Below are 24,111 nucleotides of genomic sequence, written 5' to 3' on the forward strand. Positions count from 1 at the left end.
ACGGCGAACGGGTCGCCGACGTGAGGAGAGTGCCCACATGGCGTTGACGCCGAAGGTGAAGGATGAGCTGGCGCGCGTGCCGGTCAACCAGGACAACGCGAAGTCGGCCGAGGTCGCCGCGCTGCTGCGGTTCGCCGGCGGGCTCCACCTGGTCGCCGGGCGCATCGTCATCGAGGCCGAGGTCGACTCGGGCGCAGTGGCGCGTCGGCTGCGCGGCATGATCGATTCGCTGTTCGGCATAGAGCCGGAGCTTCAGGTGCTCAGCCCGGGCGGGCTGCGCAAAACCGCGCGCTACATCGTGCGCGTGTCGGAGGGCGGGGAGGAGCTCGCCCGCCGCACCGGCCTGATCGACCGCGCGGGTCGGCCCGTGCGCGGTCTGCCGCCGAAGGTCATCGGCGGCACCGTCCTCGACGCCGAGGCGGCGTGGCGCGGTGCCTTCCTCGCCCACGGTTCGCTCACCGAGCCGGGGCGGTCCTCGGCGCTGGAGGTCACGTGCCCGTGCCCGGAAGCGGCGCTGGCCCTGGTGGGGTGTGCGCGTCGTCTGGGCATCGCCGCGAAGAGCAAGGAGACGCGCGGGGGAGACCGCGTGGTCATCCGCGACGGAGAGGCCATCGGCGCCCTGCTCACCCGCATGGGGGCGCAGACCACCCGCCTGGAGTGGGAGGAGCAACGCATGCGCCGCGAGGTGCGGGCGACGGCCAATCGCCTGGCGAACTTCGACGACGCGAACCTGCGCCGGTCGGCCCGTGCGGCCGTCGTGGCCGCCGCCCGGGTGGAGCGTGCGCTGGAGATCCTCGGCGACGACGTCCCGGAGCATCTGGTCACCGCCGGCGAGCTGCGCGTGGCGCACCGGCAGGCGTCGTTGGAGGAGCTCGGCCAGCTGGCCAATCCGCCGATGACGAAGGACGCCGTGGCCGGCCGCATCCGCCGTCTGCTGTCGATGGCGGATCGTCGCGCCGCGGAAACGGGCGTGCCGGACACGAATTCCGTGGTCACCGACGAGCTTTTCGACGAAGACTGATCCGGGAGATCACCCCCGTCGACCTCCTCTCCGCCCCTTCTTCACGCCTTTTCCACGCCGTGGCGGTGGGCTCCAAAAGCATCGTCGTAAAGCACATTCGAGCCGAACGGGCATGCACCCCGCGCCGGATGTCCGTTGGTGAGGCGTCTCACTGGAATGCGGGCATTCCACCCCTGCGCATCGGCGGAACCCCACGTACAATTCGAAATTGAACCAGTTGGCCCGGTTCCCGGGCCGTTGGGCAATTCTTAGCCGATTCCTTTGGAGGAGATCATCGTGACGGTTCGTGTAGGCATCAACGGCTTCGGTCGCATCGGACGCAACTTCTTCCGCGCCGTGATCGCGCAGGGCGCCGACCTGGAGATCGTGGCGGTCAATGACCTGACCGACAACAAGACCCTGGCCCACCTGCTCAAGTACGACTCGATCATGGGCAAGCTCGACGCCGAGGTCACCTACGACGACGAGTCCATCACCGTCGACGGCAAGCGCATCATCGCCTGGGCCGAGCGCGACCCGAAGAACCTCCCGTGGGGCGAGCACAACGTCGACATCGTCATCGAGTCGACCGGCTTCTTCACCGACGCCGAGGCCGCCAAGGCCCACATCGACGGCGGCGCCAAGAAGGTCATCATCTCCGCCCCGGCGAAGAACGAGGACGCCACCTTCGTCGTCGGCGTGAACCACACCGACTACGACGCCGAGAAGCACAACATCATCTCGAACGCCTCCTGCACCACCAACTGCCTGGCCCCGATGGCCAAGGTGCTGGACGAGGAGTTCGGCATCGAGCGTGGTCTGATGACCACCATCCACGCCTACACCGGCGACCAGCGCCTGCACGACGCCCCGCACAAGGACCTGCGCCGCGCCCGCGCCGCCGCCCTGAACATCGTCCCGACCTCCACCGGCGCCGCCAAGGCCGTCGCCCTGGTCCTGCCGCAGCTCAAGGGCGTGCTGGACGGCTACGCGCTGCGCGTGCCCACCCCGACCGGCTCCGTCACCGACCTGACCTTCACCGCCAAGAAGGAGGTCTCCGTCGAGGCCGTCAACGCCGCCGTGAAGAAGGCCGCCGAGTCCGACGAGCTCAAGGGCATCCTCGGCTACAACGAGGAGCCGATCGTGTCCAAGGACATCGAGGGCGACCCGCGTTCCTCCATCTTCGACGCGCCGCTGACCAAGGTCATCGGCGACCAGGTCAAGGTCGTCTCCTGGTACGACAACGAGTGGGGCTACTCCTGCCGCCTCGTCGACCTCTCCGTCTACGTCGGCGAGCGCCTCTAAGCTCACCGTTTCACCCACGACCCCAGGGCCGGGGTGTGCCCGCGGGCGCACCCCGGCCCTGGGGTTTCCCACAACGAAGGAAGAAACAGACATGACCGTCAAGACCCTGCAGGATCTTCTCGACGAAGGCGTCGAAGGCCGCTACGTGCTGGTCCGCTCGGACCTCAACGTCCCGCTCAAGGACGGCTCCATCACCGACCCGGGCCGCATCGACGCGTCCGTGCCGACCCTGAAGGCCCTGTCCGACGCCGGCGCCAAGGTCGTCGTCACCGCCCACCTGGGCCGCCCGAAGGGCGAGGTCAACCCCGAGCTGTCCCTCGCCCCGGTCGCCGAGGCGCTGTCCGAGCGCCTGGACCGCTACGTGGCCGTCGCCGGCGACGTCACCGGCGAGGACGCCCACGAGCGCGCCAACGGCCTCACCGACGGTGACGTGCTGCTGCTGGAGAACATCCGCTTCGACGCGCGCGAGACCTCCAAGGACGAGTCCGAGCGCGAGGCCTTCGCCGCCGAGCTCGCCGCCCTGGTGCCGGAGGGCGCCTTCGTGTCCGACGGTTTCGGCGTGGTCCACCGCGCCCAGGCCTCGGTGTACGACGTGGCCAAGAAGCTGCCGCACTACGCCGGCGGCCTGGTCCAGTCCGAGCTGGAGGTGCTGCGCAAGGTCGCCGAGACCCCCGAGAAGCCCTACGCCGTGGTGCTGGGCGGATCGAAGGTCTCCGACAAGCTGGGCGTCATCGAGGCCCTGGCCCCGAAGGTCGACTACCTGATCATCGGCGGCGGCATGTGCTTCACCTTCCTCGCCGCGCAGGGCCACTCCGTGGGCGGCTCGCTGCTGCAGGAGGAGATGATCGACACCTGCAAGGAGCTGATGGAGAAGTACGGCGACCAGCTGGTGCTGCCGACCGACGTCGTCGCCGCCTCCGCGTTCGCCGCCGACGCCGACCACAAGGTCGTCGCCGCCGACGCCATCCCGGAGGGTTGGATGGGCCTGGACATCGGGCCGGAATCCGCGAAGACCTTCGCCGAGAAGCTGGCCGGCACCAAGACCGTGTTCTGGAACGGCCCGATGGGCGTGTTCGAGATGGACGCGTTCGCCAACGGCACCCGCTTCGTCGCCCAGGCGATCATCGACGCGACCCGCGACAACGGCTGCTTCTCCGTCGTCGGCGGCGGCGACTCGGCCGCGGCCGTGCGCACCCTCGGCCTGGACGAGGACGGCTTCAGCCACATCTCCACCGGCGGCGGCGCCTCCCTCGAGTACCTCGAGGGCAAGGACCTCCCCGGCGTCCAGGTGCTCGAGTCCTAGCACCGCCCCTCGTTTTTAAGCGGGTGGCGCGCGCGTCACCGCCGCGCCGCCCGCACCCCATGTTTTTCGACCACCTCAGGAAGTGACACCCACAATGGCTCGCAAGCCCCTCATCGCCGGCAACTGGAAGATGAACCTCAACCACCTGGAGGCCATCGGCGTCGTGCAGAAGCTCGCCTTCGCCCTGCCGAAGGAGTACTACGACAAGGTCGACGTCGCGGTCATCCCGCCGTTCACCGACATCCGTTCCGTGCAGACCCTGGTGGAGGGCGACAAGCTGGCCGTGACCTACGGCGCGCAGGACGTCTCCGTCCACGAGTCGGGCGCCTACACCGGCGAGATTTCCGCGTCGATGCTGGCCAAGCTCGGCTGCCGCTGGGTCGTCGTCGGCCACTCCGAGCGCCGCGAGATGCACGACGAGGACAATGAGCTCGTCGCCAAGAAGGCGAAGGCCGCGCTGAAGGCGTCGATGTCTCCGATCGTCTGCGTCGGCGAGCCGCTGGAGGTCCGCGAGGAGCAGAAGCACGTCGAGTACGTCGTCGAGCAGGTCAAGGGCTCCCTGGAAGGCCTGACCGAGGCGGATCTGGCGAAGGTCGTCATCGCCTACGAGCCGGTGTGGGCCATCGGCACCGGCAAGGTCGCCTCGTCGGCGGATGCGCAGGAGGTCTGCAAGGCCATCCGCGAGACCGTCGCCGAGCTGGGCGGCGAGCAGCTGGCCAAGGAGATGCGCATCCTCTACGGCGGTTCGGTGAAGGCGGAGAACGTCGCGGACATCGTCGGACAGCCCGACGTCGACGGTGGCCTGGTCGGCGGTGCGTCGCTGGACGGCGAGGCCTTCGCCAAGCTGTCCGCCCTCGCCGCCGACGCGGTCAAGTAGTTTCATCGGCCCCGTGCCGTCGTCGTCACGCCCCGGCAACGTTTTCGCGTTGATCCGGGGCGTTTCGCGCGGCGCGTGGCTTTACGACGGTCCGGCCGCGCCGGACGTGCACCCGACATGACAGGAGAAGCCAGCATGCAGGATCAGAGCACGGGGAAGACCAGCGACGAAACGTTGCACGACGACATCCGCCATCTGGGGCGGATCCTCGGCGAGGTGATCCGCGAGCAGGAGGGCGACGACGTCTTCGATCTCGTGGAGAACGCGCGTCGCACCGCGTTCCGCCTTCACCGGGGAGAGGCGGAGATCGGGGAACTGACCGGGTTGTTCCGGGACATCGACCCGGAGGAGGCGACGCCGATCATCCGGGCGTTCACTCACTTCGCCCTGTTGGCGAATCTGGCGGAGGATCTCCACGAGGAGCGTCTGCTGGAAGAGCAGCTCGACGCCGGCGAGGCGCCGCGCGATTCGACCCTCGACGCGACGTGGGAAAAACTGCGCGAGGCGCGGGTGCCGGGTTCCGAGCTGGCGGCGATGATGAACGTCGCGCAGGTCGTGCCGGTGCTCACCGCGCACCCGACGGAGACGCGACGCCGCACGGTGTTCGACGTGCAGAAGCACATCGGCGCCGCGATGCGGGCCCGCCACCAGGTCGAAAACGCCCCGCGCACCGCCCGCACGGACGCGAAGATCGCGGCGCTGGACCTGGAGATCCGCCGGCGCATCATGACGCTGTGGCAGACCGCGCTGATCCGCATGAATCGCCCGGACATCCGCGACGAGGTCGAGGTCGGCCTGCGCTACTACCAGTTGTCGCTGCTGGAGACGGTGCCCGGGCTCAACCGCGACGTCGTGGAGGCCATGCGCGAGATCGGCGGTCCGGACGTGCCGGAGACCCCGGTGGTGCGGATGGGTTCGTGGATCGGCGGCGACCATGACGGCAACCCGTACGTGACGGAGGAGGTCGTCCGCTACGCCACCGACCGCGCCGCGGCGACGATCCTGCGCCACTACGTCAAGCAGCTGCATGCCCTGGAACGTGAGCTGAGCTTCTCCGACCGCCTCACCCAGGTTTCCGTCGACCTGGTGGAATTGGCCAACCGGGGCCAGAACGACGTGCCCAACCGGATCGACGAGCCGTACCGCCGCGCCGTCCACGGAATCCGGGGTCGCGTCGCCGCCACCGCCGTGTCCCGCCTCGGCCACTCGGTCGTGGAGGGGGACTGGTCGGCCCACGAGCCGTATGCGGATGTCGCGGAGATGCGCGCCGACCTCGACGTCGTCGAAGCGTCGCTGCGCCGCAGCAACGATGACCTCATCGCCGATCACCGTCTCGCCGACATCCAGGCCGCCACCGACGTCTTCGGTTTCCACCTGTACTCGCTGGATCTGAGGCAGAACTCCGAGAGCCACGAGGACATCCTCACCGAGTTGTTCCGCCTGGCCGGCGTCGCGGAGGATTACCGGTCGCTGCCGGAGCGCCGCCGCGTCGAGATCCTCACGAAGGAGCTCGCCTCGGCCCGCCCGCTGGTCCCGCGCGGCGTGACGTTGTCGGAGGCCACCGAGCGGGAACTGGGCATCATGCGCGCGGCGGCCGACGCCGTGGCCGCCTACGGGCCGGAGGTCGTGCCGCAGTGCATCATCTCGATGTGCGCGTCGGTGTCCGACCTGCTGGAGCCGATGATCCTGCTCAAGGAGGTCGGGTTGATCTCCGTCGACGACGGCGTGCTCGGCGGCACCGTCGACGTCGTGCCGCTGTTCGAGACCATCGAGGACCTGCAGGCCGGCGCGTCGGTGCTGCGGGCGGCGTGGGACGTTCCGCTGTACCGCCGCTACGTCGCCTCCCGCGGCGACGTGCAGGAGGTCATGCTCGGCTACTCCGACTCGAACAAGGACGGCGGCTACTTCGCCGCGAACTGGGCGCTGTACGACGCGGAGACCGCGATCGCGAAGGTGTCGCGCGACGAGGGCATCCGGCTACGCCTGTTCCACGGTCGCGGCGGCACCGTCGGTCGCGGCGGCGGCCCGTCCTACGACGCGATCCTGGCCCAGCCGAAGGGTGCGGTGCAGGGTTCGGTGCGCATCACCGAGCAGGGCGAGATCATCTCGGCGAAGTACGGCCACCCGGTGGCGGCCCGCCGCAACCTGGCGGCCCTGGTGTCGGCGACCATCGAGTCGACGCTGCTCGACCTGGAGGACCTCAACGACCAGGAGCGGGCCTACCAGGTGATGTCGGAGATCTCGGAGCGTTCCCGCGACGCCTACGCGGCGCTCATGCACGACGACCCGGGCTTCATCGAGTTCTTCGAAACCTCCACGCCCGTCGGCGAGATCGGCAGCCTGAACATCGGTTCGCGTCCGTCGTCGCGCAAGCAGACGACGTCGATCTCCGATTTGCGCGCCATCCCGTGGGTGCTGGCGTGGTCGCAGCAGCGGTCGATGGTGCCGGGCTGGTTCGGCGTCGGCACGGCCCTGCGGGAGTGGATCGGCGACGACGAGGACGGTTCCCGCCTGGAGGAGCTGCGCGAGCTCAAGCGTTCGTGGCCCTTCTTCGATTCGGTGCTGTCGAACATGGCGCAGGTCATGTCGAAGTCGGATCTGGAGCTGGCCAGGCTGTACGCGGATCTGGTGTCCGACCGCGAGGTCGCCGACCGCATCTTCAACCGCATCCGCGAGGAGTACGAGCTGACCCTCGAGATGTTCATGAAGGTCACCGGCTACTCGTCGCTGTTGGAGGACAACCCGCTGCTGGCGCGTTCGGTGGACATGCGGTTCCCGTACCTCATGCCGCTCAACGCGATTCAGCTGGAGATGCTGCGCCGCTACCGTGCCGGCGACGCCCGTGACAAGGTCCGGGCGGGCATCCAGCTGACCATGAACGGTTTGGCCACGGCGCTGCGCAACTCGGGTTAGTCGGCGACTTCCGCCGCCGCGCGCCGACGCGCCGCACCCGCGAACTGCGCGGCGCGGCGCCGGTGCGGTACCCTGGTCAGTTGATCGCGGATCCGGTCGCACCGGGTCCGCCGCCGACAAACGGCACCATGATTCGTCGACAACCGTAGGGAAGTGCGCGTGTACCTCGCCATCCAGATCGTCCTGGTCATCACCTCCGTGCTGATGTCCCTGTTCGTCCTGCTCCACAAGGGCAAGGGCGGCGGCCTGTCCAGCCTGTTCGGCGGCGGCATGCAGTCGAACCTGTCGGGTTCGACGGTGGTGGAGAAGAACCTCGACTACATCACCATCATCACGGCCATCCTGTGGCTGGCGTCGATCGTGCTCCTCGGCCTGTTCCAGGCCTTCGGTTGGTAGGCGACGCCGTCGGCCGCGCGTGGTTGCGCGGCCTTGCGTGACGACGAGGGGCCCGGGCGAATCATCGCCCGGGCCCCTTTTTTCGCGCTTTCTCCGCCCGCCGGCGAGAAAACGGCGGGAGGGTCGTCCCCGCTACAGCATGGACGCGGCGGCGTCGTCGACGAACACGATCGTCTCCTGCGTGCCGTGGACTCCGGCGGCGGGCCAATCGGCCGGGTCCGCGCCGTCGGCGATGGCCTTGACCGCCTCGGCCTTGGCTTCGCCGGAGACCAGCAGCCACACCCGTCGGCTGGCGTTGACCGCCGGCAGGGTCAGGGACACGCGGGTCGGCGGCGGCTTCGGGCAATCGCGGACCTCGACGACGGTGCGCTCGGTCTCGGCGATCGCCGGGGTGTGCGGGAACAACGAGTTGACGTGACCCTCCGGACCCATGCCCAGCAGGTGCAGGTCGAATCCGTCGGGGGCGTGCATGGCCAGGATGTCGGCGTAGGCGTCGGCCGCGCACACCGGGTCGTTCAGGTAGGCGCCGCCGGACGGGGCGATGGGGAACACGTGCGACTCGGGGATGCCCACGTGATCGAACAGGGCCTCGCGGGCCTGGCCGACGTTGCGGTCCGGGGACTCCTCGGGCACGAAACGCTCGTCGCCGAAGAAGATCATGATCCGCCCCCAGTCGATGTCGCCGAAATCGGCGGCCAGGGCGGCCAACAGGCCGATGCCGGCGCCGCCACCGGTCACGGCGACGCGGGCCATGCCGTCGTCGGCCTGCGCGGCGGTGACGACGTCGACGAAACGGGCACGGGCGGCCTCCACCAGGGCGTCCTGATCGGCGTGGCGGGAAAACTCGGGCGCGGTGACGTTGTCGGTCATCGGGAAGACTCCTCGGGGTCGTGGGCGAAAGCGGAAACGGACGGGGAACCGGATGCGGACGAACCGTCGTCAAGCGAACCGTCCTCCGCCTCCCGGGCCTGCTCCGCCGTGAGGCGACGAATGCGGCCCAAACCGCGCAAGGCGCGCGCGTAGGCGGTGTCGGGATCGAGGTGGCGCAGTTCCTCGGCCAGGCAATCGACGGTGGTTCGACGCGACAGGGCCACCTTGAACGGCGGGCTGCCCATGATGGTCACGCACGCCGTCGTCGCGTTTTCCACCTCGACGATGACGTCGGTCGGCGTGCCGTCCTCACCGGGGCGCGACAACGTCACCTTCGTCACCGGCGGCTTCGCCACGCCATCGGCGTCGACGGGAACCTCCGGCTCATCGGTGACCACCCGCAGCACCGGCACGGCCAGACGGTCGGCCAGCCAGCCTGCGGCGACGTCGACCGACGGATCCTCGCCCGGGCCCTCGATCCGCGCCGCGGTGATCGGGCCATGCGGCGGGGAATCCAGCGCCGAGGCCAGCACCCCACGCCACGCAGTCAAACGCGACCACGCCAAATCCGAATCGCCCGGCGTGTACCCCGTGCGACGGGTGTACACCGCGTTGGCGTCGGGGTCCGCCAGCGAATCGGTGATGCGACGCTGCGCGATTTGACCGATCGGCGTCGCCGCCGGCACCTGCGGCGGCGTCGACGGCCACCACGCCACCACCGGCGTGTCCGGCAGCAGCAGGGGAGTGACGATCGCCTCCGGGTGCGCCCCGACCTCGCCTTCCATGTGCATGACGACGACCTCCGCGGCACCCGCGTCACCGCCCAGGCGCAATTCCGCGTCGAGGCGGCTCGCCCCCCGCGGCTCGCCGGCGACGAGCACCAGCACGCGGGCCGGGTGCTCCCGGGAGACGCTGTTGACCGTCTTGATGATGGTCTCCAGGTCATCGTCTCCCTGCGCCAGCACGATGAGCGTGAGCACGCGACCGGTGGTGACGATGCCGCCCGTCTCGCGCAGCGTCACCAGCTGGCGGGCGATGACGCGGGTGTCGGTGTCGGGCAAATTGATGATCATTGGCACGGTAATCCTTTCCCAAGTACCTGTTTCGCCTGTCCCGCCCGTCAGGGACGGCGCCAGGTGCGGCCTTCACGCTCGAGCATCCGATCGGCCGACGCCGGCCCCCACGTGCCCGCGGGATACTCGTCCGGCTGGCCCCGCTTGCCCCAGTACTCGATAACCGGATCGAGGATCTTCCAGGACAACTCGACCTCCTCGTTGGTGGGGAAGAGGCTGGCCTCGTCGAGAAGCGCATCGAGGATGAGACGCTCGTACGCCTCCGGCGACTGCTCCGTGAACGACTCCGAGTAGGAGAAGTCCATGTTGACGTCGCGGACCTCCATCGTCGAGCCCGGGACCTTGGAACCGAAGCGCATGAGCACGCCCTCGTCCGGCTGCACGCGGATGACCATGGCGTTCTGGCCGAGGGCCGTGGTCATGGTGTCCGCGAAGGGCAGGTGCGGGGCGGACTTGAACACCAACGCGATCTCCGTGACGCGCCGGCCCAGACGCTTGCCCGAGCGCAGGTAGAACGGCACGCCCGCCCAGCGACGGGAATTGATCTGCAGCGTGCACGCCGCATACGTCTCCGTCGTCGACTCCGGGTCGAAGCCCTCCTCCTCGCGCAGCCCCTTGACGTAGTGGCTGCCCTGCCACCCCGCCGAGTACTGGCCGCGCGCCGTCGTCCTCGACAGCGGACGCACCGGCTCGGTCGCGCGCAGCACCTTGATCTTCTCCGCCTGCAGCTCCTCCGGCGTGAACGCCACCGGCTCCTCCATGGCCACCAGGGCCAGCAGCTGCAGCAGGTGATTCTGGATCACGTCGCGGGCGGCGCCGATGCCGTCGTAGTAGCCGGCGCGGCCGCCCAAGCCGATGTCCTCGGCCATGGTGATCTGCACGTGGTCGACGTAGTGCGAGTTCCACAGCGGATCGAACAGCTGGTTGGCAAACCGCATGGCCAGGATGTTCTGCACCGTCTCCTTGCCCAGGTAGTGGTCGATGCGGAACACCGACGTCTCCGGGAATACGGAGTTGACGATCCGGTTGAGCTCCTGGGCCGATTCGAGGTCGTGGCCGAAGGGCTTCTCGATGATCACGCGCCGCCAGTTCTCCTCGCCGGCCTGCGCCAGGCCCGCACGATCGAGCTGATGGCACACGTCCGGGAAATTGTCCGGCGGGATGGACAGGTAGTACGCCCAGTTGCCCGCGGTGCCACGGGAGTCGTCGAGCTCGGCGAGCTTGGCGGCCAGCCGGTCGAACGCCTCGTCGTCGACGAATGTGCCCTGCACGAAGTGGATGCCCTCGGCCAGGCGCCGCCACACGTTTTCACGGAACGGCGTGCGGGCCCCGGCCTCGACGGCCTCGCGGACGTAGTTTTCGAAGTACTCCTTCGACCACTCGCGACGGCCGTAGCCGACGAGGGCGAAGGACGCGGGCAGCAGACCGCGGTTGGCCAGGTCGTAGATGGCCGGGAGGAGCTTCTTGCGGGCCAGGTCGCCCGTAACGCCGAAGATGACCATGCCGCCCGGCCCCGCGATGCGGGGAAGGCGCTTGTCCTGCGGGTCACGCAGGGGATTGGTCCAATCGTCGGCGATCGTGCCGGAGATGTCAGAGGTCACGGAAGGTTCTTTCGGAAAAGAGGGGAGGATGGGCTAGCCGCGGATCTCGCGCAGACGGCCGTCGATGGAGTCGAGCAGCTCCTGCCACGAATCGACGAACTTCTCCACGCCCTCGCGCTCGAGGACGGCGAAAACGTCGTCGAGGTCGACTCCGGCGGCGGCGATGGCGGCCATGGTCTCGCGCGCCTGCTCGCCGCGACCGGTCAGGGTGTCGGAGATGCCGTCGAGGTCGGCGTCGGCGGTGGCGCGCAGGGTCTTCTCCGGCATGGTGTTGACGGTGTGCGGGCCGGCCAGCTCGGTGACGTACAGGGTGTCGGGGTACTCCGGGTTCTTCACGCCGGTCGACGCCCACAGGGGACGCTGGACGTGGGCGCCGGCCTCGGCCAGCGGGGCCCACCGCTCCGAGTCGGCCGCGAAGGCGTGCTCGAACTCGGCGTAGGCCAGCCGCGCGTTGGCCACGCCGGCCTTGCCGCGCAGCTCCAGCGCGTCGCCGCCGATGGCCTCCAGGCGCTTGTCGACCTCGGTGTCGACGCGCGAGACGAAGAAGGACGCCACCGAGTGGATGGTGGACAGGTCGAGGCCGTTGTCGCGGGCGCGCTCGATGCCGGCGATGAACGCGTCGACGACCTGGCGGTAGCGCTCCACCGAGAAGATGAGGGTGACGTTGACGCTGATGCCCTCGGCCAACGCATCCGACACCGCCGGCAGGGACGCGTCGGTGGCGGGGATCTTGATCATCGCGTTGGCCTTGCCCACGCGCTCCCACAGGCGGCGGGCCTGGGCGATGGTCGCGTCGTAATCGTCGGCGTACCGCGGGTCCACCTCGATGGACACCCGCCCGTCGGCGCCGCCGGTGCGGGCGGAGACGTCGGCGAGCTCGTCGCAGGCGCGGCGGACGTCGTCGATGGCCATGGTGAAGACGGTCTCGGCGGCGTCGGCGCCGGAGCCGGCGAGCTCACGCAGCTGCCCGTCGTAGGCGTCGCCGGTGGTCATCGCCGAGGAGAAGATGGCCGGGTTGGTGGTCACGCCCACCACGGCGTACTCGTCGACGAGCGCCGTCAGCTCTCCTCCCTCGAGTCGCTGACGGGAAAGATCGTCGAGCCAGGCCGACGTGCCGGCGGTGGCGAGTGCGGCGAGATTGGGGTTGGTCATCGGTGCCCTTCCTGGAGTGCTGGTCTTCTGTCTCGTTCGCTTCAATTGTCGCGTTCGGTAAGGCGCGCGCATCGGCATCCGGCTGATCCCGAATGCGACGGCCCATGCGGATCCCACGTTAGCGTCGACAAGCGTGCGCCGCCCCGGTTCGCGAAGGACGACCGGGGCGGCGGGGACGTGCTGCCGGGGATTGTTCCGCGGCGTCGGCGGCTCTACTCGGCGGCGGCCAGCGACTCGCGGGCGGCGGCGACGACGGCCTCGGTGGTGATGCCGAACTCGTCGAACAGGCGCTGGTACGGAGCCGAGGCACCGAAGTGCTCGATGGACACCGCACGGCCGGCGTCGCCGAGGTACTTGTGCCACGGCATCGCGATGCCGGCCTCGACCGACACGCGGGCGCGGACGGACGCCGGCAGCACCGACTCGCGGTACTCGTCGTCCTGCCGATCGAACCAGTCCAGCGAGGGAGCCGACACGACGCGGGCCTTGACGCCCTCGCCGGCCAGCACGCCGGCGGCCTCGACGGCGATCTGAACCTCGGAACCGGTGGCCATCAGGACGATGTCCGGCTCGCCGCCCTCGGCCTCGACCAGGACGTAAGCGCCGCGGCGCACGCCTTCGGCGGCCTTCTCCTTCGTGCCCTCCAGCACCGGCACGTTCTGGCGGGTCAGGGCCAGCGCCTTCGGGCCGGACGGACCCTCGAGCGCGGCGACCCACGCGGCGGCGGTCTCGTTGGCGTCGGCCGGACGAAGGGTCGTCATGCCCGGCATGGCGCGCAGGGTGGCCAGCTGCTCGATCGGCTGGTGCGTCGGACCGTCCTCGCCCAGACCGATGGAGTCGTGCGTCCACACGTACAGCGGGGAGATGTCCATCAGCGCCGCCAGGCGGACCGCCGGGCGCATGTAATCGGAGAAGATGAGGAACGTGCCGCCATACGGCCGGGTGCCGCCGTGCAGGGCGATGCCGTTGAGGATCGCGCCCATGGCGTGCTCGCGGATGCCGAAGTGCAGGTTGCGGCCGTACGGGTGGGTCGTCCACGTATCGGTGGTGATCTCCTTCGGGCCGAACGACGGCTCGCCCTTGATCACGGTGTTGTTCGAGCCGGCCAAGTCGGCGGAGCCTCCCCACAGCTCCGGCAGGGTCTTGCCCAGCGCCTGCAACGCGGCTTCGGAGGCCTTGCGGGTGGCCACGCCGGCGGCGTCGGGCTCCCACGACGGCACCTCGTCGGCGAAGCCCTCGGGCAACTCGCCGGCCTCGAGACGGTCGAACAGGGCCTTGCGCTCCGGGTTGGCGGCGGCCCACTCGTCGAACGACTTCTGCCACTCGGCGCGGGCGTCGCCCGAACGCTTGGCGACGGCGCGGGTGTGCTCGATGACCTCGTCGGAGACCTCGAAGGTCTGCTCCGGGTCGAAGCCGAGCTCCTTCTTGATCAGCGCGACTTCGTCGTCGCCGAGCGCGGCGCCGTGGGAGGCGCCGGTGTTCATGGCGTTGGGGGCCGGGTACGCGATGACGGTGCGCACGCGGATGAAGGTCGGACGCTGCGTGTCGGCCTTGGCCTCCTCGACGGCGCGCTCGATGGCCTCGACGTCCTCGCCGCCGTCGACCTCGATGACCTGCCAGCCGTAGGAGCGGTAGCGGTCGGCGACGTTTTCGGTGAAGGCGATGGTGGTGTCGTCTTCGATGGAGATGCCGTTGTCGTCCCAGAAGACGATGAGGTTGCCCAGCTGCTGGGTGCCGGCGATGGACCCCGCCTCGGCGGTGACGCCCTCCTGGACGTCACCGTCGGAGGCGATGACGTAGATGTAATGGTCGAACGGCGACTGGCCGGCGGGGGCGTCCGGGTCGAACAGGCCGCGCTCGCGGCGGGCGGCCATCGCCATGCCGACGGCGGAGGCGAGGCCCTGGCCGAGGGGGCCGGTGGTGATCTCCACGCCGTCGGTGTGGCCGTACTCCGGGTGGCCCGGAGTCAGGGAGTCCCAGGTGCGCAGGGCCTTGAGGTCGTCGAGCTCCAGCCCGAAGCCCGCCATGTACAGCTGGATGTACTGCGTCAGCGAGGAGTGGCCGCAGGAGAGGATGAAGCGGTCGCGGCCGACCCACTTCGGGTCCTTCGGGTCGAGGCGCATGACGCGCTGGTACAGGGAGTACGCCAGCGGGGCGAGGCTCATGGCGGTGCCGGGGTGGCCGGACCCGCAATTCTGCACGGCGTCGGCGGCCAGAACTCGGACGGTGTCGACGGCCCGGGTGTCCAGGTCGGTCCAGTCCGAGGGGTAATTCCGCACGACGCGGGCCTGCAGCTCGGGGGAGAGGGTCACTGTGAATGCTCCTGGTTCTCGCTCGCGAATGAGTTCGGCGCCCATTGTAGGCGCAAACAACGCGGTTTCCGGGGCCACTCGCGGGGGAACCGTCGGCATTCGGCGCGGGTGACGTGGCGCACTTCCCCCGGCGGCACGCCGCCCCGGTGCCCACCGGGGCATCCGGCAGGCGCTACCATGGCCGGGTCCGGTTCGTCGGCGCCCGCGCCCGTCCCGGTCATTTCCGTGCCGTCGCTGAAGGATCGGGAACTTTTCGCCCGCTCCGCCCGACCGTTTGAGTTGGAGCGTCAACTCATGTGAGAGGAAACCCTTTGCTGGACACCGTCAAGGCGTATGTGGCGCTGACCAAGCCGCGCGTCATCGAGCTGCTTCTCGTCGCCGCGATCCCGGCGATGCTGCAGGCCGACCGGGGCAACGTTCACGTCGGTCTGATCCTTCTCACGCTGGTGGGCGGTTGGATGGGCGCCGCGGCCGCGAACACGTTCAACATGGTCGCGGATTCGGACATCGACAAGGTCATGAACCGCACGCGCAAGCGTCCGCTGGCCCGGCAGTCGGTGAGCAATCGCAACGCGATGATCTTCGGTTCCGTGCTGACGGTGGCGAGTTTCCTGTGGCTGTGGTTGCTGTGCGATTCGCTGCTCGCGGCGGTGTTCATTCTGCTGACCATCGCGTTTTACGTGTTCGTCTACACGCTGTGGCTCAAGCGCCGCACGGACCAGAACGTGGTGTGGGGCGGCGCCGCCGGGTGCATGCCGGTGCTCGTCGGCTGGGCGGTGATCACGGACAACGCTCCGGAGGTCACCGGCTGGTTGCACTGGTGGCAGGCGATCGTCCTGTTCCTGGTCATCTTCTTCTGGACGCCGCCGCACACGTGGGCGCTGGGCCTGAAGTACCGCGAGGATTACGAGGCCGCGGGCGTGCCGATGATGCCGGTGGTCCGTCCGCCGCTGTACGTCACGGTGCGCATCATCGCCTACACGCTGGCGACGGTGGCTACCACGTTCCTGCTCATCCCGGCGGCCGGTTGGGTGTACCTGGTGGTGTCCGTGGTGGCCGGCGCGTGGTTCACGTGGGGTGCCGTCGCCCTGCACAAGTCGGTGAAGGCCGGCGGCGAGATCAAGCCGATGAAGCTGTTCCTGCTGTCGAACAACTACCTGGCGCTGGTGTGCGTCGGTCTGTCGGTCGATGCGGTGCTGGGGCTGCGCACCGTCGCGGAGATGGTCGGTTTCTAGCGACCCCGCACGGTCGCACCCTCCCGGACCTTTCCGGTCGCGGGAGGGTTTTCCCGTCTGCGGCGTCGGTTGCGTGACGACGCCTACGGGATGAGGACCACCGACCCGGTCGTGGACCGCGCCTGGAGCGCACGGTGTGCCTCGGCGGCGTCGGAAAGCGGGAAACGGTCGCCGACGCGCACGCTCAGGGTGCCGTCCTCGATCGCCGACATGACGTCGTCGGCGCGGGCGGCGAGCTCGGCATGGCCGCGGATGAAGTGGCGCAGGTGCGGGCGGGTGAGGAAGAGGGAGCCGTGGTCGTTGAGCTTCTGCGGATCCATCGGCGGCACCGCGCCCGACGCCGCCCCGAACAGCGCCACCAGGCCCCGGACGCGGGCGCACCGCAGCGACGTGTCGAACGTCGCCCGGCCCACGCCGTCGAAGACCACGTCGACGCCGACGCCTCCGGTCCATTCGGCGACTCGAGCCGGCACGTCGTCGTCGTAACGCAGCACCAGGTCGGCGCCCGCCTCGCGCGACAGGACTTCCTTGGCGTCGGTGGACACGATGGTGGCCACGCGCGCACCTGCGGCGACGGCCAACTGGGTCAGCAACAGCCCCACCCCGCCGGCACCGGCGGTGAGCAGCACCGTGTAGTCGGCCGACAAGCGCCCGACGTCGTGGACGAGGAAATGGGCCGTCAGGCCCTGCAGGAGAATCGAGGCGGCCACGTCATCGTCGATGCCGTCGGGCACCGCGACGAGGGAGTCGACCGGAACCGCGACGAGCTCCGCGTAGGAATCCGGGGCGTTGCACCACGCGACCCGGTCGCCGACGCGCCAACCGCCGTCACCGGAACCATCCGCGACCCCGGGGCCGAGCGCGACGATGCGGCCGACGCCCTCCGCCCCCGGAGTAAACGGCAGGGGCCGGGGATAGATGCCCTCCCGCTGGTACACGTCGGTGAAATTGACGCCGACCGCATCAACGGACACGAGGACCTCCCCGTCGCCCGGGACGGGGTCGGGGAGGTCCTCGCGAAAGAGCAGATGGTCGGGGCCGCCGAAGGATTCGATGAGGATTCCGCGCATGCGGCCAGCCTACCGATCCGCGAAAACTAGGCGGCCACCTTCGCGGTGGCGGAATTGTGCTCGGCGTCGCCGGCGGGGGAGCCGGTCGCCGTGGCGGTGCCGCCGGCGTGGCGCCACCCCAACTGCCACACGATGGCGGTGACGGCGGTCAGGGCACCGGAACCGGCGACGTGGACCGGCACGAGGGCCTCGGGCACCCCGGCCCAGTACTGGACCATGCCGACGGCGGCCTGCGCGACGATGAGTCCCACCAGCCACCAGCCGAGCTTGCGCAGCGCCGGCTCGGCGTTGAGCGCGATGAGCCCGAAGACCAGGCCGATGGCCAGGCCGAGGTACAGGTACATGAAACCGGCGTGGACGTGCGACAGCTCGATGATGGGCAGCTGCAGGCGATCCTCCGGCAGCACGTCGGCGTCGCCCGCGTGCGGACCCGCACCGGTGACCATGGTGCCGGTGACCAGCGTGCCGGCCAGGGCGATGCCGGTGCCCGCGGCGAGCATGCGCAGCGGCTTGGCGTAGGTGCGCACCTCATGGCCGTCGTCGGGTTCCTGGATCTTGACGTAGACCATGCCCGCCAGCCACACCAGCAGCATCGAGGGCAGGAAGTGCAGCGCGACGGCGTACCACTTCAGGTCGACTTTCACCGAAATGCCGCCGATGATCGCCTGAACGATGACGCCCAAACCATTGAGGAACGCCAGCACGACGATCGCCTTGCGCCGGCCGGCGCGAACCACCGCGAGGAACAGCGCCAGCGTCAGCGCGACGAGAACGAAGCTCAGCAGTCGGTTGCCGAACTCGATCGCCTGGTGCAGGGCGGGCGCCGCCCCCGGAACCGGGGTGAAGCTGCCCGGGTGGCACTGCGGCCACGAATCGCAGCCGAGGCCCGAACCGGTCACGCGGACCACGGAACCGGTGACCGCGATGCCGGCTTGGGCGATGACCACCAGCAGGGCGATGATCCGCTGCTGGGCGATCGTCGGCAAAGGCAGGAAGGACAAGGGGAGATTACGGTCGGCGTCGCTCACGCCTTCCAAGCCTACCTCCCGGGGTTTCTCAATCCCCCTTCGCCTCGAACCTGAACAAGCGTGTCGCGGCGATGGCGCACACGGCTCCCCACAGGATCAGGACGGCCAGCGGGTACCAGGCCAAACGCCCGTCGAACGCGGCGATGAGCGACTCCGTCAGAGCAACCGAGGGCAGCACGGTCAAGGCCGCGCGGGCGCCGTCGCCGAGCTCGGGGCCCACGGCCACGAACGTCGCCGCACCGAGGAGGATGAACCAAATCAGGTTGGCCAAGCCGAGGATGAGTTCGGCGCCGAGCGTGCCGCCCATGAGCAGGCCCATCGCGGTGAAGGCGGTGGTGCCCACCATGGTCACCACGTAGGCGAGCAGGAACGCCGCCGCAGGCGCCCGGTAGCCCAGCGCCACGGCCACGGCGGAGAAGATGACGAACTGCGCGGTGACCATGATCGCCACCGCACCGGCCTTGCCGGCGATGATGCCCCACTTCGGCAACGCCGAGGCGCCGATGCGCTTCAGGGCCCCGTACCGGCGGTCGAAGCCGACGGCGATGGCCTGGCCGGTGAACCCGGCGGACATCGTGGCCACGGCCAGCACCATGGGGAAGACGGTGACGATGGGGTCCTCGCGATCGAGGACCGGAACGAGGGTGAAGCCGATGAGCATCGCCAGCGGGATGATCATGGTCAGCAGCATCTGCTCGCCGTGGCGCCAGATCAGCGTCGATTCCAGCTTCGTCTGCGCCGCCAGCACGCGGCCCATCGGCGCGCGCTTCGGGGCGGGGGCGAAGGTGCCCTCCGGGAAACGGGTCGTGGGCTCCATGTCAGCTCCTCATTTCTCGGCCGGTGATGTCGAGGAAGACGTCCTCCAGGCTCCGTCGCGCCACGCGCAGCTCGGAGACGAGGACGTCGTGGTCGGCGCACCAGGCCGTCATGGCGGCGATGCCGCGCGGGGTCGCCGCACCGGTGATGCGGTAGCGGTTGGGGCCGGTGGCTTCGACGGTGACGTCGCCGGCCGCGTCGGCGCCGACGGTGCCGAGATGCCGGGCGAGGGAGTCGACGTCGATGGCGCGGTCGACTTCCAGCACCGCGGCCTGCGTAGACGTGCCGGCGGTGATGTCGGCGGTGGTGCCCGACGCCACGGCGCGGCCCCGGTCGATGATGAGCACGTCGTCGGCCAGCGCCTCGGCCTCGTCCATGAGGTGGGTGGTCAGCACGACGGTGACGCCGTCGCGACGCAGCGAGGACACCAGATCCCACACCGCCAACCGCGACTGGGCGTCCAGGCCGGCCGTCGGCTCGTCCAGGAACACGAGCTCCGGTCGGCCGACAAGGGCGCAGGCCAGAGACAGTCGCTGCTGCTGCCCCCCGGACAGCCTGCGGTAGGACGTCCGGCGGTGGCGGGACAGCCCGACGACCTCCAGGAGCCAATCCACGTCGAGAGGATCTGCCGAGTAGGACGCCACGAGTTCGAGCATCTCGCCGACGCGGACGCCGGGGTAGGCGCCGCCGCCCTGCAGCATGATGCCGATGCGCGAGCGCAGTTCGTCGGTGTCGTCCATCGGGTCGAGGCCGAGGACGCGGACCTCGCCGCCGTCGGGGCGCACGAAGCCCTCGCACATCTCGACGGTGGTGGTCTTGCCGGCCCCGTTCGGGCCCAGCAGGGCGAGGACGCGGCCGCAGGCGAGGGTGAGATCCAACCCGTCGACGGCCGTCACGTCGCCGAAACGCTTGGTCACGCCGGTCAATCGCAAAGCCGGGGAGTCGGTGTTCCTGGTCACGACAGGACATCCTAGGCCAGCGGTGGTGGCCCGGGCCCGGTCGGGTGCGTGACGACGGCCACCCGGGATCCCGACCGCCCGATGGCCGGGGACGGGCGGCGTCAGCGCAGCCGGAACACCTTCGTGCGACGCGACACCTCGACTATGAGGGCCATCACGATGACGAAGGCGGCGATGGAGCCGAGGTAGATCTGCAGCACCGTGCCGGGCGGCAGACCGAGTCCGCGCGGCAGCACCGTGAGGCTGAAGATCGCGGAGTACGCCACGACGGCCCAGCGGAACTGCGGGCGGTTGGCCCAGCCCGACAGGGGAACCAGCGCCCACAGCAGATACCAGGGGTGGACCACCGGGAAGAGCAGCACGAGGGCGAACATCGACAACCCGTATCCGCCCAACGGGTGGATGCGGCCGCGGAACGTCGCCCACAACATGCGCAGCAGCCACGCGGCGGCCAGCAGAATGCCCAGGCCCCGCGTCAGTTCGAGCGCCGCATCGGACACGTCGCCGATGCCCAGCACCCGGCCGGCGAAACCGGAGGTGATGCCCAACAGCGTCGACAACGACATCCACGATCGCACCGTCGCGGCACCGCCCTGGCTGGTGATCCACCCGAAACCGAGCCCCGACCCCGCCGACACCGCCACGACCGTCGCCCCCGCCATGACCGCGGTCGCGACCCCTGCGCGCACGACGGACATCGTCGTAAAGCCGAACCTGCGCGCCAGGGCCATGCCGACGAAGCCGAGCGCGACGAAGCCCGTCACCTTGACCATGCCCGCCAACGAGATCAGGGCGACGCCGCCCGCGAACAGCAGCCAACCGCGGCGGGACAATGCCGGGGACCCCGGCTCCACCGCCGCATCCGGAACACCGGGCACCGGCTTGCCGTGCAACGCGACCAGACACACCTCCATGCCCCCGAGCAACAACGCGAGCAGCAGGGCCTCGTTGTGCACGCCGCCGACGAGATGAAGCAGCGTCAACGGATTGAGCACGCCCAGCCACAACGCGAACTGGGGGCTGACGCCGCAGCGCAACGCCAGGCGAACCAACGCCCACGCCACCACGTACAGCGACGCCACCGCCACGGCCCGATGCAGGAACACCGACGGCAACACCGCATCCGACGTGAGCGCGGAAATGCCCCACGCGACCACCATCGCCGTCGGCCCATAGGGGCTCGGCGAATTCGACCAGATCAACGGCACCGAACGGGCCAGCGGATCCTCCGCGCCGAGCAACTCGACCGGACCGGCCGCATACGGGTCCATGCCCCGATCGACCACCGCCCCCTGCGCCAAATAGGAATAAATGTCCTGCGTGAACAACGGCGCGGTGAAGATGAGGGGGAGCACCCAGCCCGCGAACGTGCGCACCAACATGCCCGTATCCACCGACGACACCCGCGTGCGGGCACCCGAGGCCACGAACGCGCCGACGCCCAACCACGCCGTGATGAGCATCCCGATGCCCGTGAACGTCACGATCGTCGTGGAAATGAGCATCCGGCCCAGCATCGAGCCGATCGGGGTCTCCCAGAGCACGTTGCCCACCACCGGCGTCGCACCCGCGCCGACGCCGCCGACGAGAATGAGAAGGGCGCCGAGCGTGCCGAGCCACCGCAGCCACGTGAAACGACGCAACTCCCGGTGATCGACCCGGAACGCCAGGGGAGACTCGACGCCATGGTGCAGCGACGCCGACCGCGAACCGGCGCGGCCGATGCGCGGCAACGCGTCGATGATCCAGTGGGCGGCGCCGCCGCGTCGTTGAGTTTCGGACACGGATCGAGTGTAACCGGCGGCGCGGATGGCACGGAGCACCGCGACGACACGACCTCGCGCCGACGCCGAAACGACCGAGTCGAACGTTATTTCGCCGATCGCCTCGGGCATCGCCGCAGGCACGCGACACGCCGCGGCGCGACGTTGGACATCTCACACCATTTACGGAACACTCGTGTTGTCTAATACCCGGCAGCCACCGGGTGCGGACCCAATGAAGGGGACCGGCGACCAACCACCGTCGGCCCCGCGAACCACGGGAGGTGAACCAGCGGCATGGCCAACGCCGAAACGCCCGGCAAGGGCGGCGACGGGGACACGCGCCGCAGGATCCTGCTCGCATTGCTCGAACACAATCCGGCCACGGCGGGAACCATCGCCGAGGAACTCGGACTCTCGGCGGCCGGGGTGCGAAGGCACCTCGACATCCTCGTCGACGAGGGCCTCGCCGAAACGGCCCCCGCCCCGTCCACCGGCCCCCGCGGCCGCGGACGCCCGGCGAAGTCCTTCCGTCTCACCGACGACGGACGAGCCACGTTCGGGCACGCCTACGACTCCCTCGCCGCCGCCGCGCTCGACGCGCTGCGCGACGCCGGGGGAGACGCCGCGGTCACCGCGTTCGCGCGGCACCGCGTCAACGAGATCCTCGCCGGCATCGAGCCGGTCGGCGGAGCAACCGACCTCGACGACGTCGTCGAGTCGGTCGTCACGGCTTTCCGGCGCCACGGCTACGCGGCGACGGTCAACGCGACCACCGGAAGCGTGCAGATCTGCCACCACCATTGCCCGATCAGCCATGTCGCGCAGGACTTCCCCCAGCTGTGCGCCGCCGAACATGAGGCGGTCAGTAACCTGCTGGGGCAGCACACCGTTCCGTTGGCCACCATCGCCGACGGAAACGGGATCTGCACGACGAACATCCCCCTGACCCCAGTAACTCACGCACCAGCAGAAAGGAGCGGACAATGACCCTCGCCCAGGACGATTCCGCGAAGGTGCGCACGCCGCAGACCGACGAGGAGATCATCGACTCGATCGGCGCCTACCAGTACGGTTGGCACGACTCCGATGCCGCCGGCGCCGCCGCCGAGCGCGGACTGTCGGAGGCCGTCGTCCGCGACATCTCCGCGAAGAAGAACGAAGACGAGTGGATGCTCGAGAACCGCCTGAAGGCCCTCGACATCTTCTACAAGAAGCCCATGCCCACGTGGGGCGCGGACCTGTCGACCATCGACTTCGACAACATCAAGTACTTCGTCCGCTCCACCGAACAGCAGGCGCAGACGTGGGAGGACCTCCCGCAGGACATCAAGGACACCTACGACAAGCTGGGCATCCCCGAGGCCGAGAAGCAGCGCCTCGTCGCCGGCGTCGCCGCCCAGTACGAGTCCGAGGTCGTCTACCACCAGATCCGCGAGGACCTGGAGGCACAGGGCGTCATCTTCCTGGACACCGACACCGCGCTCAAGGAGCACCCGGAGCTCTTCCACGAGTACTTCGGGTCCGTCATCCCGGCCGGCGACAACAAGTTCTCCGCCCTCAACACGGCCGTGTGGTCCGGCGGTTCGTTCATCTACGTGCCCAAGGGCGTCCACGTGGACATCCCGCTGCAGGCCTACTTCCGCATCAACACGGAGAACATGGGCCAGTTCGAGCGCACGCTGATCATCGTCGACGAGGACGCCTACGTCCACTACGTCGAGGGCTGCACCGCCCCGATCTACAAGTCGGACTCGCTGCACTCGGCCGTCGTCGAGATCATCGTGAAGAAGGGCGGCCGCTGCCGCTACACGACCATCCAGAACTGGTCGAACAACGTCTACAACCTGGTCACCAAGCGCGCGAAGGCCGAAGAGGGCGCGACCATGGAGTGGATCGACGGCAACATCGGCTCGAAGGTCACCATGAAGTACCCGGCCGTGTGGATGACCGGCCCCCACGCCCGCGGCGAGGTGCTGTCCGTCGCCATGGCCGGCGAGGGCCAGTTCCAGGACACCGGCGCGAAGATGGTGCACATGGCGCCGCACACGTCGTCGAACATCGTGTCCAAGTCCGTCGCCCGCGGCGGCGGCCGCGCCGCCTACCGAGGCCTGGTGCAGGTCAACAAGGGCGCCAAGCACTCCCACTCCAACGTCGAGTGCGACGCCCTGCTCGTCGACACGATCTCCCGCTCCGACACGTACCCGTACGTCGACGTCCGCGAGGACGACGTCACCCTCGGCCACGAGGCCACCGTCTCCAAGGTCTCCGATGACCAGCTCTTCTACCTGATGAGCCGCGGCATCGAGGAAGAGGAGGCCATGGCCATGGTCGTCCGCGGGTTCGTCGAGCCCATCGCCAAGGAGCTCCCGATGGAATACGCCCTCGAGCTCAACCGCCTCATTGAACTGCAGATGGAAGGGTCGGTCGGTTAATCA

The 24,111-nt window shown here is 69.3% G+C and carries 19 protein-coding genes; 9 read left to right on the forward strand and 10 right to left on the reverse strand.

Going from position 1 to position 24,111, the window contains the following annotated elements:
* Nucleotides 1-37: 37 nt before the first annotated feature.
* The 6 genes from whiA (at nucleotide 38) to secG (ending at nucleotide 7,794) form a co-directional block, all read left to right on the forward strand.
* Nucleotides 38-1,021 carry a DNA-binding protein WhiA gene (gene whiA, locus CFREN_RS06865; RefSeq protein ID WP_209652944.1) on the forward strand — a complete coding sequence of 328 codons (984 nt, stop codon included), beginning with the start codon at nucleotides 38-40 and terminating at the stop codon, nucleotides 1,019-1,021.
* Nucleotides 1,022-1,297: 276 nt separating this feature from the next.
* Nucleotides 1,298-2,305 (forward strand): type I glyceraldehyde-3-phosphate dehydrogenase, encoded by a 1,008-nt coding sequence (gap, locus tag CFREN_RS06870; RefSeq protein ID WP_209652941.1) that lies wholly within the window; start codon nucleotides 1,298-1,300, stop codon nucleotides 2,303-2,305.
* Nucleotides 2,306-2,396: 91 nt separating this feature from the next.
* The gene (locus CFREN_RS06875) at nucleotides 2,397-3,608 is read left to right on the forward strand and encodes a phosphoglycerate kinase (protein WP_035124035.1); all 1,212 of its coding nucleotides are present in this window, start codon (nucleotides 2,397-2,399) and stop codon (nucleotides 3,606-3,608) included.
* Nucleotides 3,609-3,702: 94 nt separating this feature from the next.
* A complete protein-coding gene (tpiA, locus tag CFREN_RS06880) occupies nucleotides 3,703-4,485 on the forward strand; it encodes a triose-phosphate isomerase (RefSeq protein ID WP_070522367.1) in 783 nt (260 codons plus the stop codon).
* Between the two features lie 135 nt (nucleotides 4,486-4,620).
* The gene (gene ppc, locus CFREN_RS06885) at nucleotides 4,621-7,398 is read left to right on the forward strand and encodes a phosphoenolpyruvate carboxylase (RefSeq protein ID WP_209652939.1); all 2,778 of its coding nucleotides are present in this window, start codon (nucleotides 4,621-4,623) and stop codon (nucleotides 7,396-7,398) included.
* A gap of 159 nt (nucleotides 7,399-7,557) precedes the next feature.
* Nucleotides 7,558-7,794, forward strand: coding sequence for a preprotein translocase subunit SecG (gene secG / locus CFREN_RS06890; protein ID WP_035124041.1), 237 nt, complete (start codon nucleotides 7,558-7,560; stop codon nucleotides 7,792-7,794).
* A gap of 132 nt (nucleotides 7,795-7,926) precedes the next feature.
* Here the strand turns inward: secG and pgl are convergent, their stop codons facing one another.
* From pgl to tkt, 5 genes are all read right to left on the reverse strand, one after another.
* Nucleotides 7,927-8,664: a 6-phosphogluconolactonase gene (gene pgl, locus CFREN_RS06895; protein WP_209652937.1), complete on the reverse strand. Its 738-nt coding sequence runs from the start codon at nucleotides 8,662-8,664 to the stop codon at nucleotides 7,927-7,929.
* The gene (locus CFREN_RS06900; RefSeq protein WP_209652935.1) at nucleotides 8,661-9,737 is read right to left on the reverse strand and encodes a glucose-6-phosphate dehydrogenase assembly protein OpcA; all 1,077 of its coding nucleotides are present in this window, start codon (nucleotides 9,735-9,737) and stop codon (nucleotides 8,661-8,663) included. The genes pgl and CFREN_RS06900 overlap by 4 nt, the downstream gene beginning before the upstream one ends.
* Nucleotides 9,738-9,784: 47 nt before the next feature.
* Nucleotides 9,785-11,338, reverse strand: coding sequence for a glucose-6-phosphate dehydrogenase (gene zwf / locus CFREN_RS06905; RefSeq protein ID WP_052054502.1), 1,554 nt, complete (start codon nucleotides 11,336-11,338; stop codon nucleotides 9,785-9,787).
* A 33-nt stretch (nucleotides 11,339-11,371) separates the two neighbouring features.
* The gene (tal, locus tag CFREN_RS06910; RefSeq protein WP_209652933.1) at nucleotides 11,372-12,490 is read right to left on the reverse strand and encodes a transaldolase; all 1,119 of its coding nucleotides are present in this window, start codon (nucleotides 12,488-12,490) and stop codon (nucleotides 11,372-11,374) included.
* Nucleotides 12,491-12,702: 212 nt separating this feature from the next.
* Nucleotides 12,703-14,802 carry a transketolase gene (gene tkt / locus CFREN_RS06915; protein WP_070522347.1) on the reverse strand — a complete coding sequence of 700 codons (2,100 nt, stop codon included), beginning with the start codon at nucleotides 14,800-14,802 and terminating at the stop codon, nucleotides 12,703-12,705.
* Nucleotides 14,803-15,098: 296 nt separating this feature from the next.
* Between tkt and CFREN_RS06920 the strand changes: the two genes are divergently transcribed.
* Complete coding sequence (locus CFREN_RS06920; protein ID WP_256388241.1) at nucleotides 15,099-16,037, forward strand: heme o synthase; 939 nt, start codon at nucleotides 15,099-15,101, stop codon at nucleotides 16,035-16,037.
* An 83-nt stretch (nucleotides 16,038-16,120) separates the two neighbouring features.
* Here CFREN_RS06920 and CFREN_RS06925 read toward each other — a convergent pair whose 3' ends face one another.
* From CFREN_RS06925 to mptB, 5 genes are all read right to left on the reverse strand, one after another.
* Nucleotides 16,121-17,107 carry a quinone oxidoreductase family protein gene (locus CFREN_RS06925; RefSeq protein ID WP_070522344.1) on the reverse strand — a complete coding sequence of 329 codons (987 nt, stop codon included), beginning with the start codon at nucleotides 17,105-17,107 and terminating at the stop codon, nucleotides 16,121-16,123.
* Nucleotides 17,108-17,133: 26 nt separating this feature from the next.
* Entirely contained in the window at nucleotides 17,134-18,135 is a 1,002-nt protein-coding gene (locus tag CFREN_RS06930) for a COX15/CtaA family protein (RefSeq protein ID WP_209652931.1), read from the reverse strand.
* Nucleotides 18,136-18,163: 28 nt separating this feature from the next.
* Nucleotides 18,164-18,952: an ABC transporter permease gene (locus CFREN_RS06935; protein ID WP_209652929.1), complete on the reverse strand. Its 789-nt coding sequence runs from the start codon at nucleotides 18,950-18,952 to the stop codon at nucleotides 18,164-18,166.
* Between the two features lies 1 nt (nucleotide 18,953).
* Complete coding sequence (locus CFREN_RS06940) at nucleotides 18,954-19,910, reverse strand: ABC transporter ATP-binding protein (RefSeq protein ID WP_209652927.1); 957 nt, start codon at nucleotides 19,908-19,910, stop codon at nucleotides 18,954-18,956.
* A 101-nt stretch (nucleotides 19,911-20,011) separates the two neighbouring features.
* A complete protein-coding gene (mptB, locus tag CFREN_RS06945) occupies nucleotides 20,012-21,694 on the reverse strand; it encodes a polyprenol phosphomannose-dependent alpha 1,6 mannosyltransferase MptB (RefSeq protein ID WP_246580198.1) in 1,683 nt (560 codons plus the stop codon).
* A 276-nt stretch (nucleotides 21,695-21,970) separates the two neighbouring features.
* Between mptB and CFREN_RS06950 the strand changes: the two genes are divergently transcribed.
* Nucleotides 21,971-22,663, forward strand: coding sequence for a helix-turn-helix transcriptional regulator (locus CFREN_RS06950; RefSeq protein ID WP_209652923.1), 693 nt, complete (start codon nucleotides 21,971-21,973; stop codon nucleotides 22,661-22,663).
* Nucleotides 22,660-24,108, forward strand: coding sequence for a Fe-S cluster assembly protein SufB (gene sufB, locus CFREN_RS06955; RefSeq protein WP_209652921.1), 1,449 nt, complete (start codon nucleotides 22,660-22,662; stop codon nucleotides 24,106-24,108). The genes CFREN_RS06950 and sufB overlap by 4 nt, the downstream gene beginning before the upstream one ends.
* Nucleotides 24,109-24,111 lie beyond the last annotated feature (3 nt).

It is taken from the genome of Corynebacterium freneyi (assembly GCF_030408835.1).
In the GTDB taxonomy this organism is placed as follows: domain Bacteria; phylum Actinomycetota; class Actinomycetes; order Mycobacteriales; family Mycobacteriaceae; genus Corynebacterium; species Corynebacterium freneyi.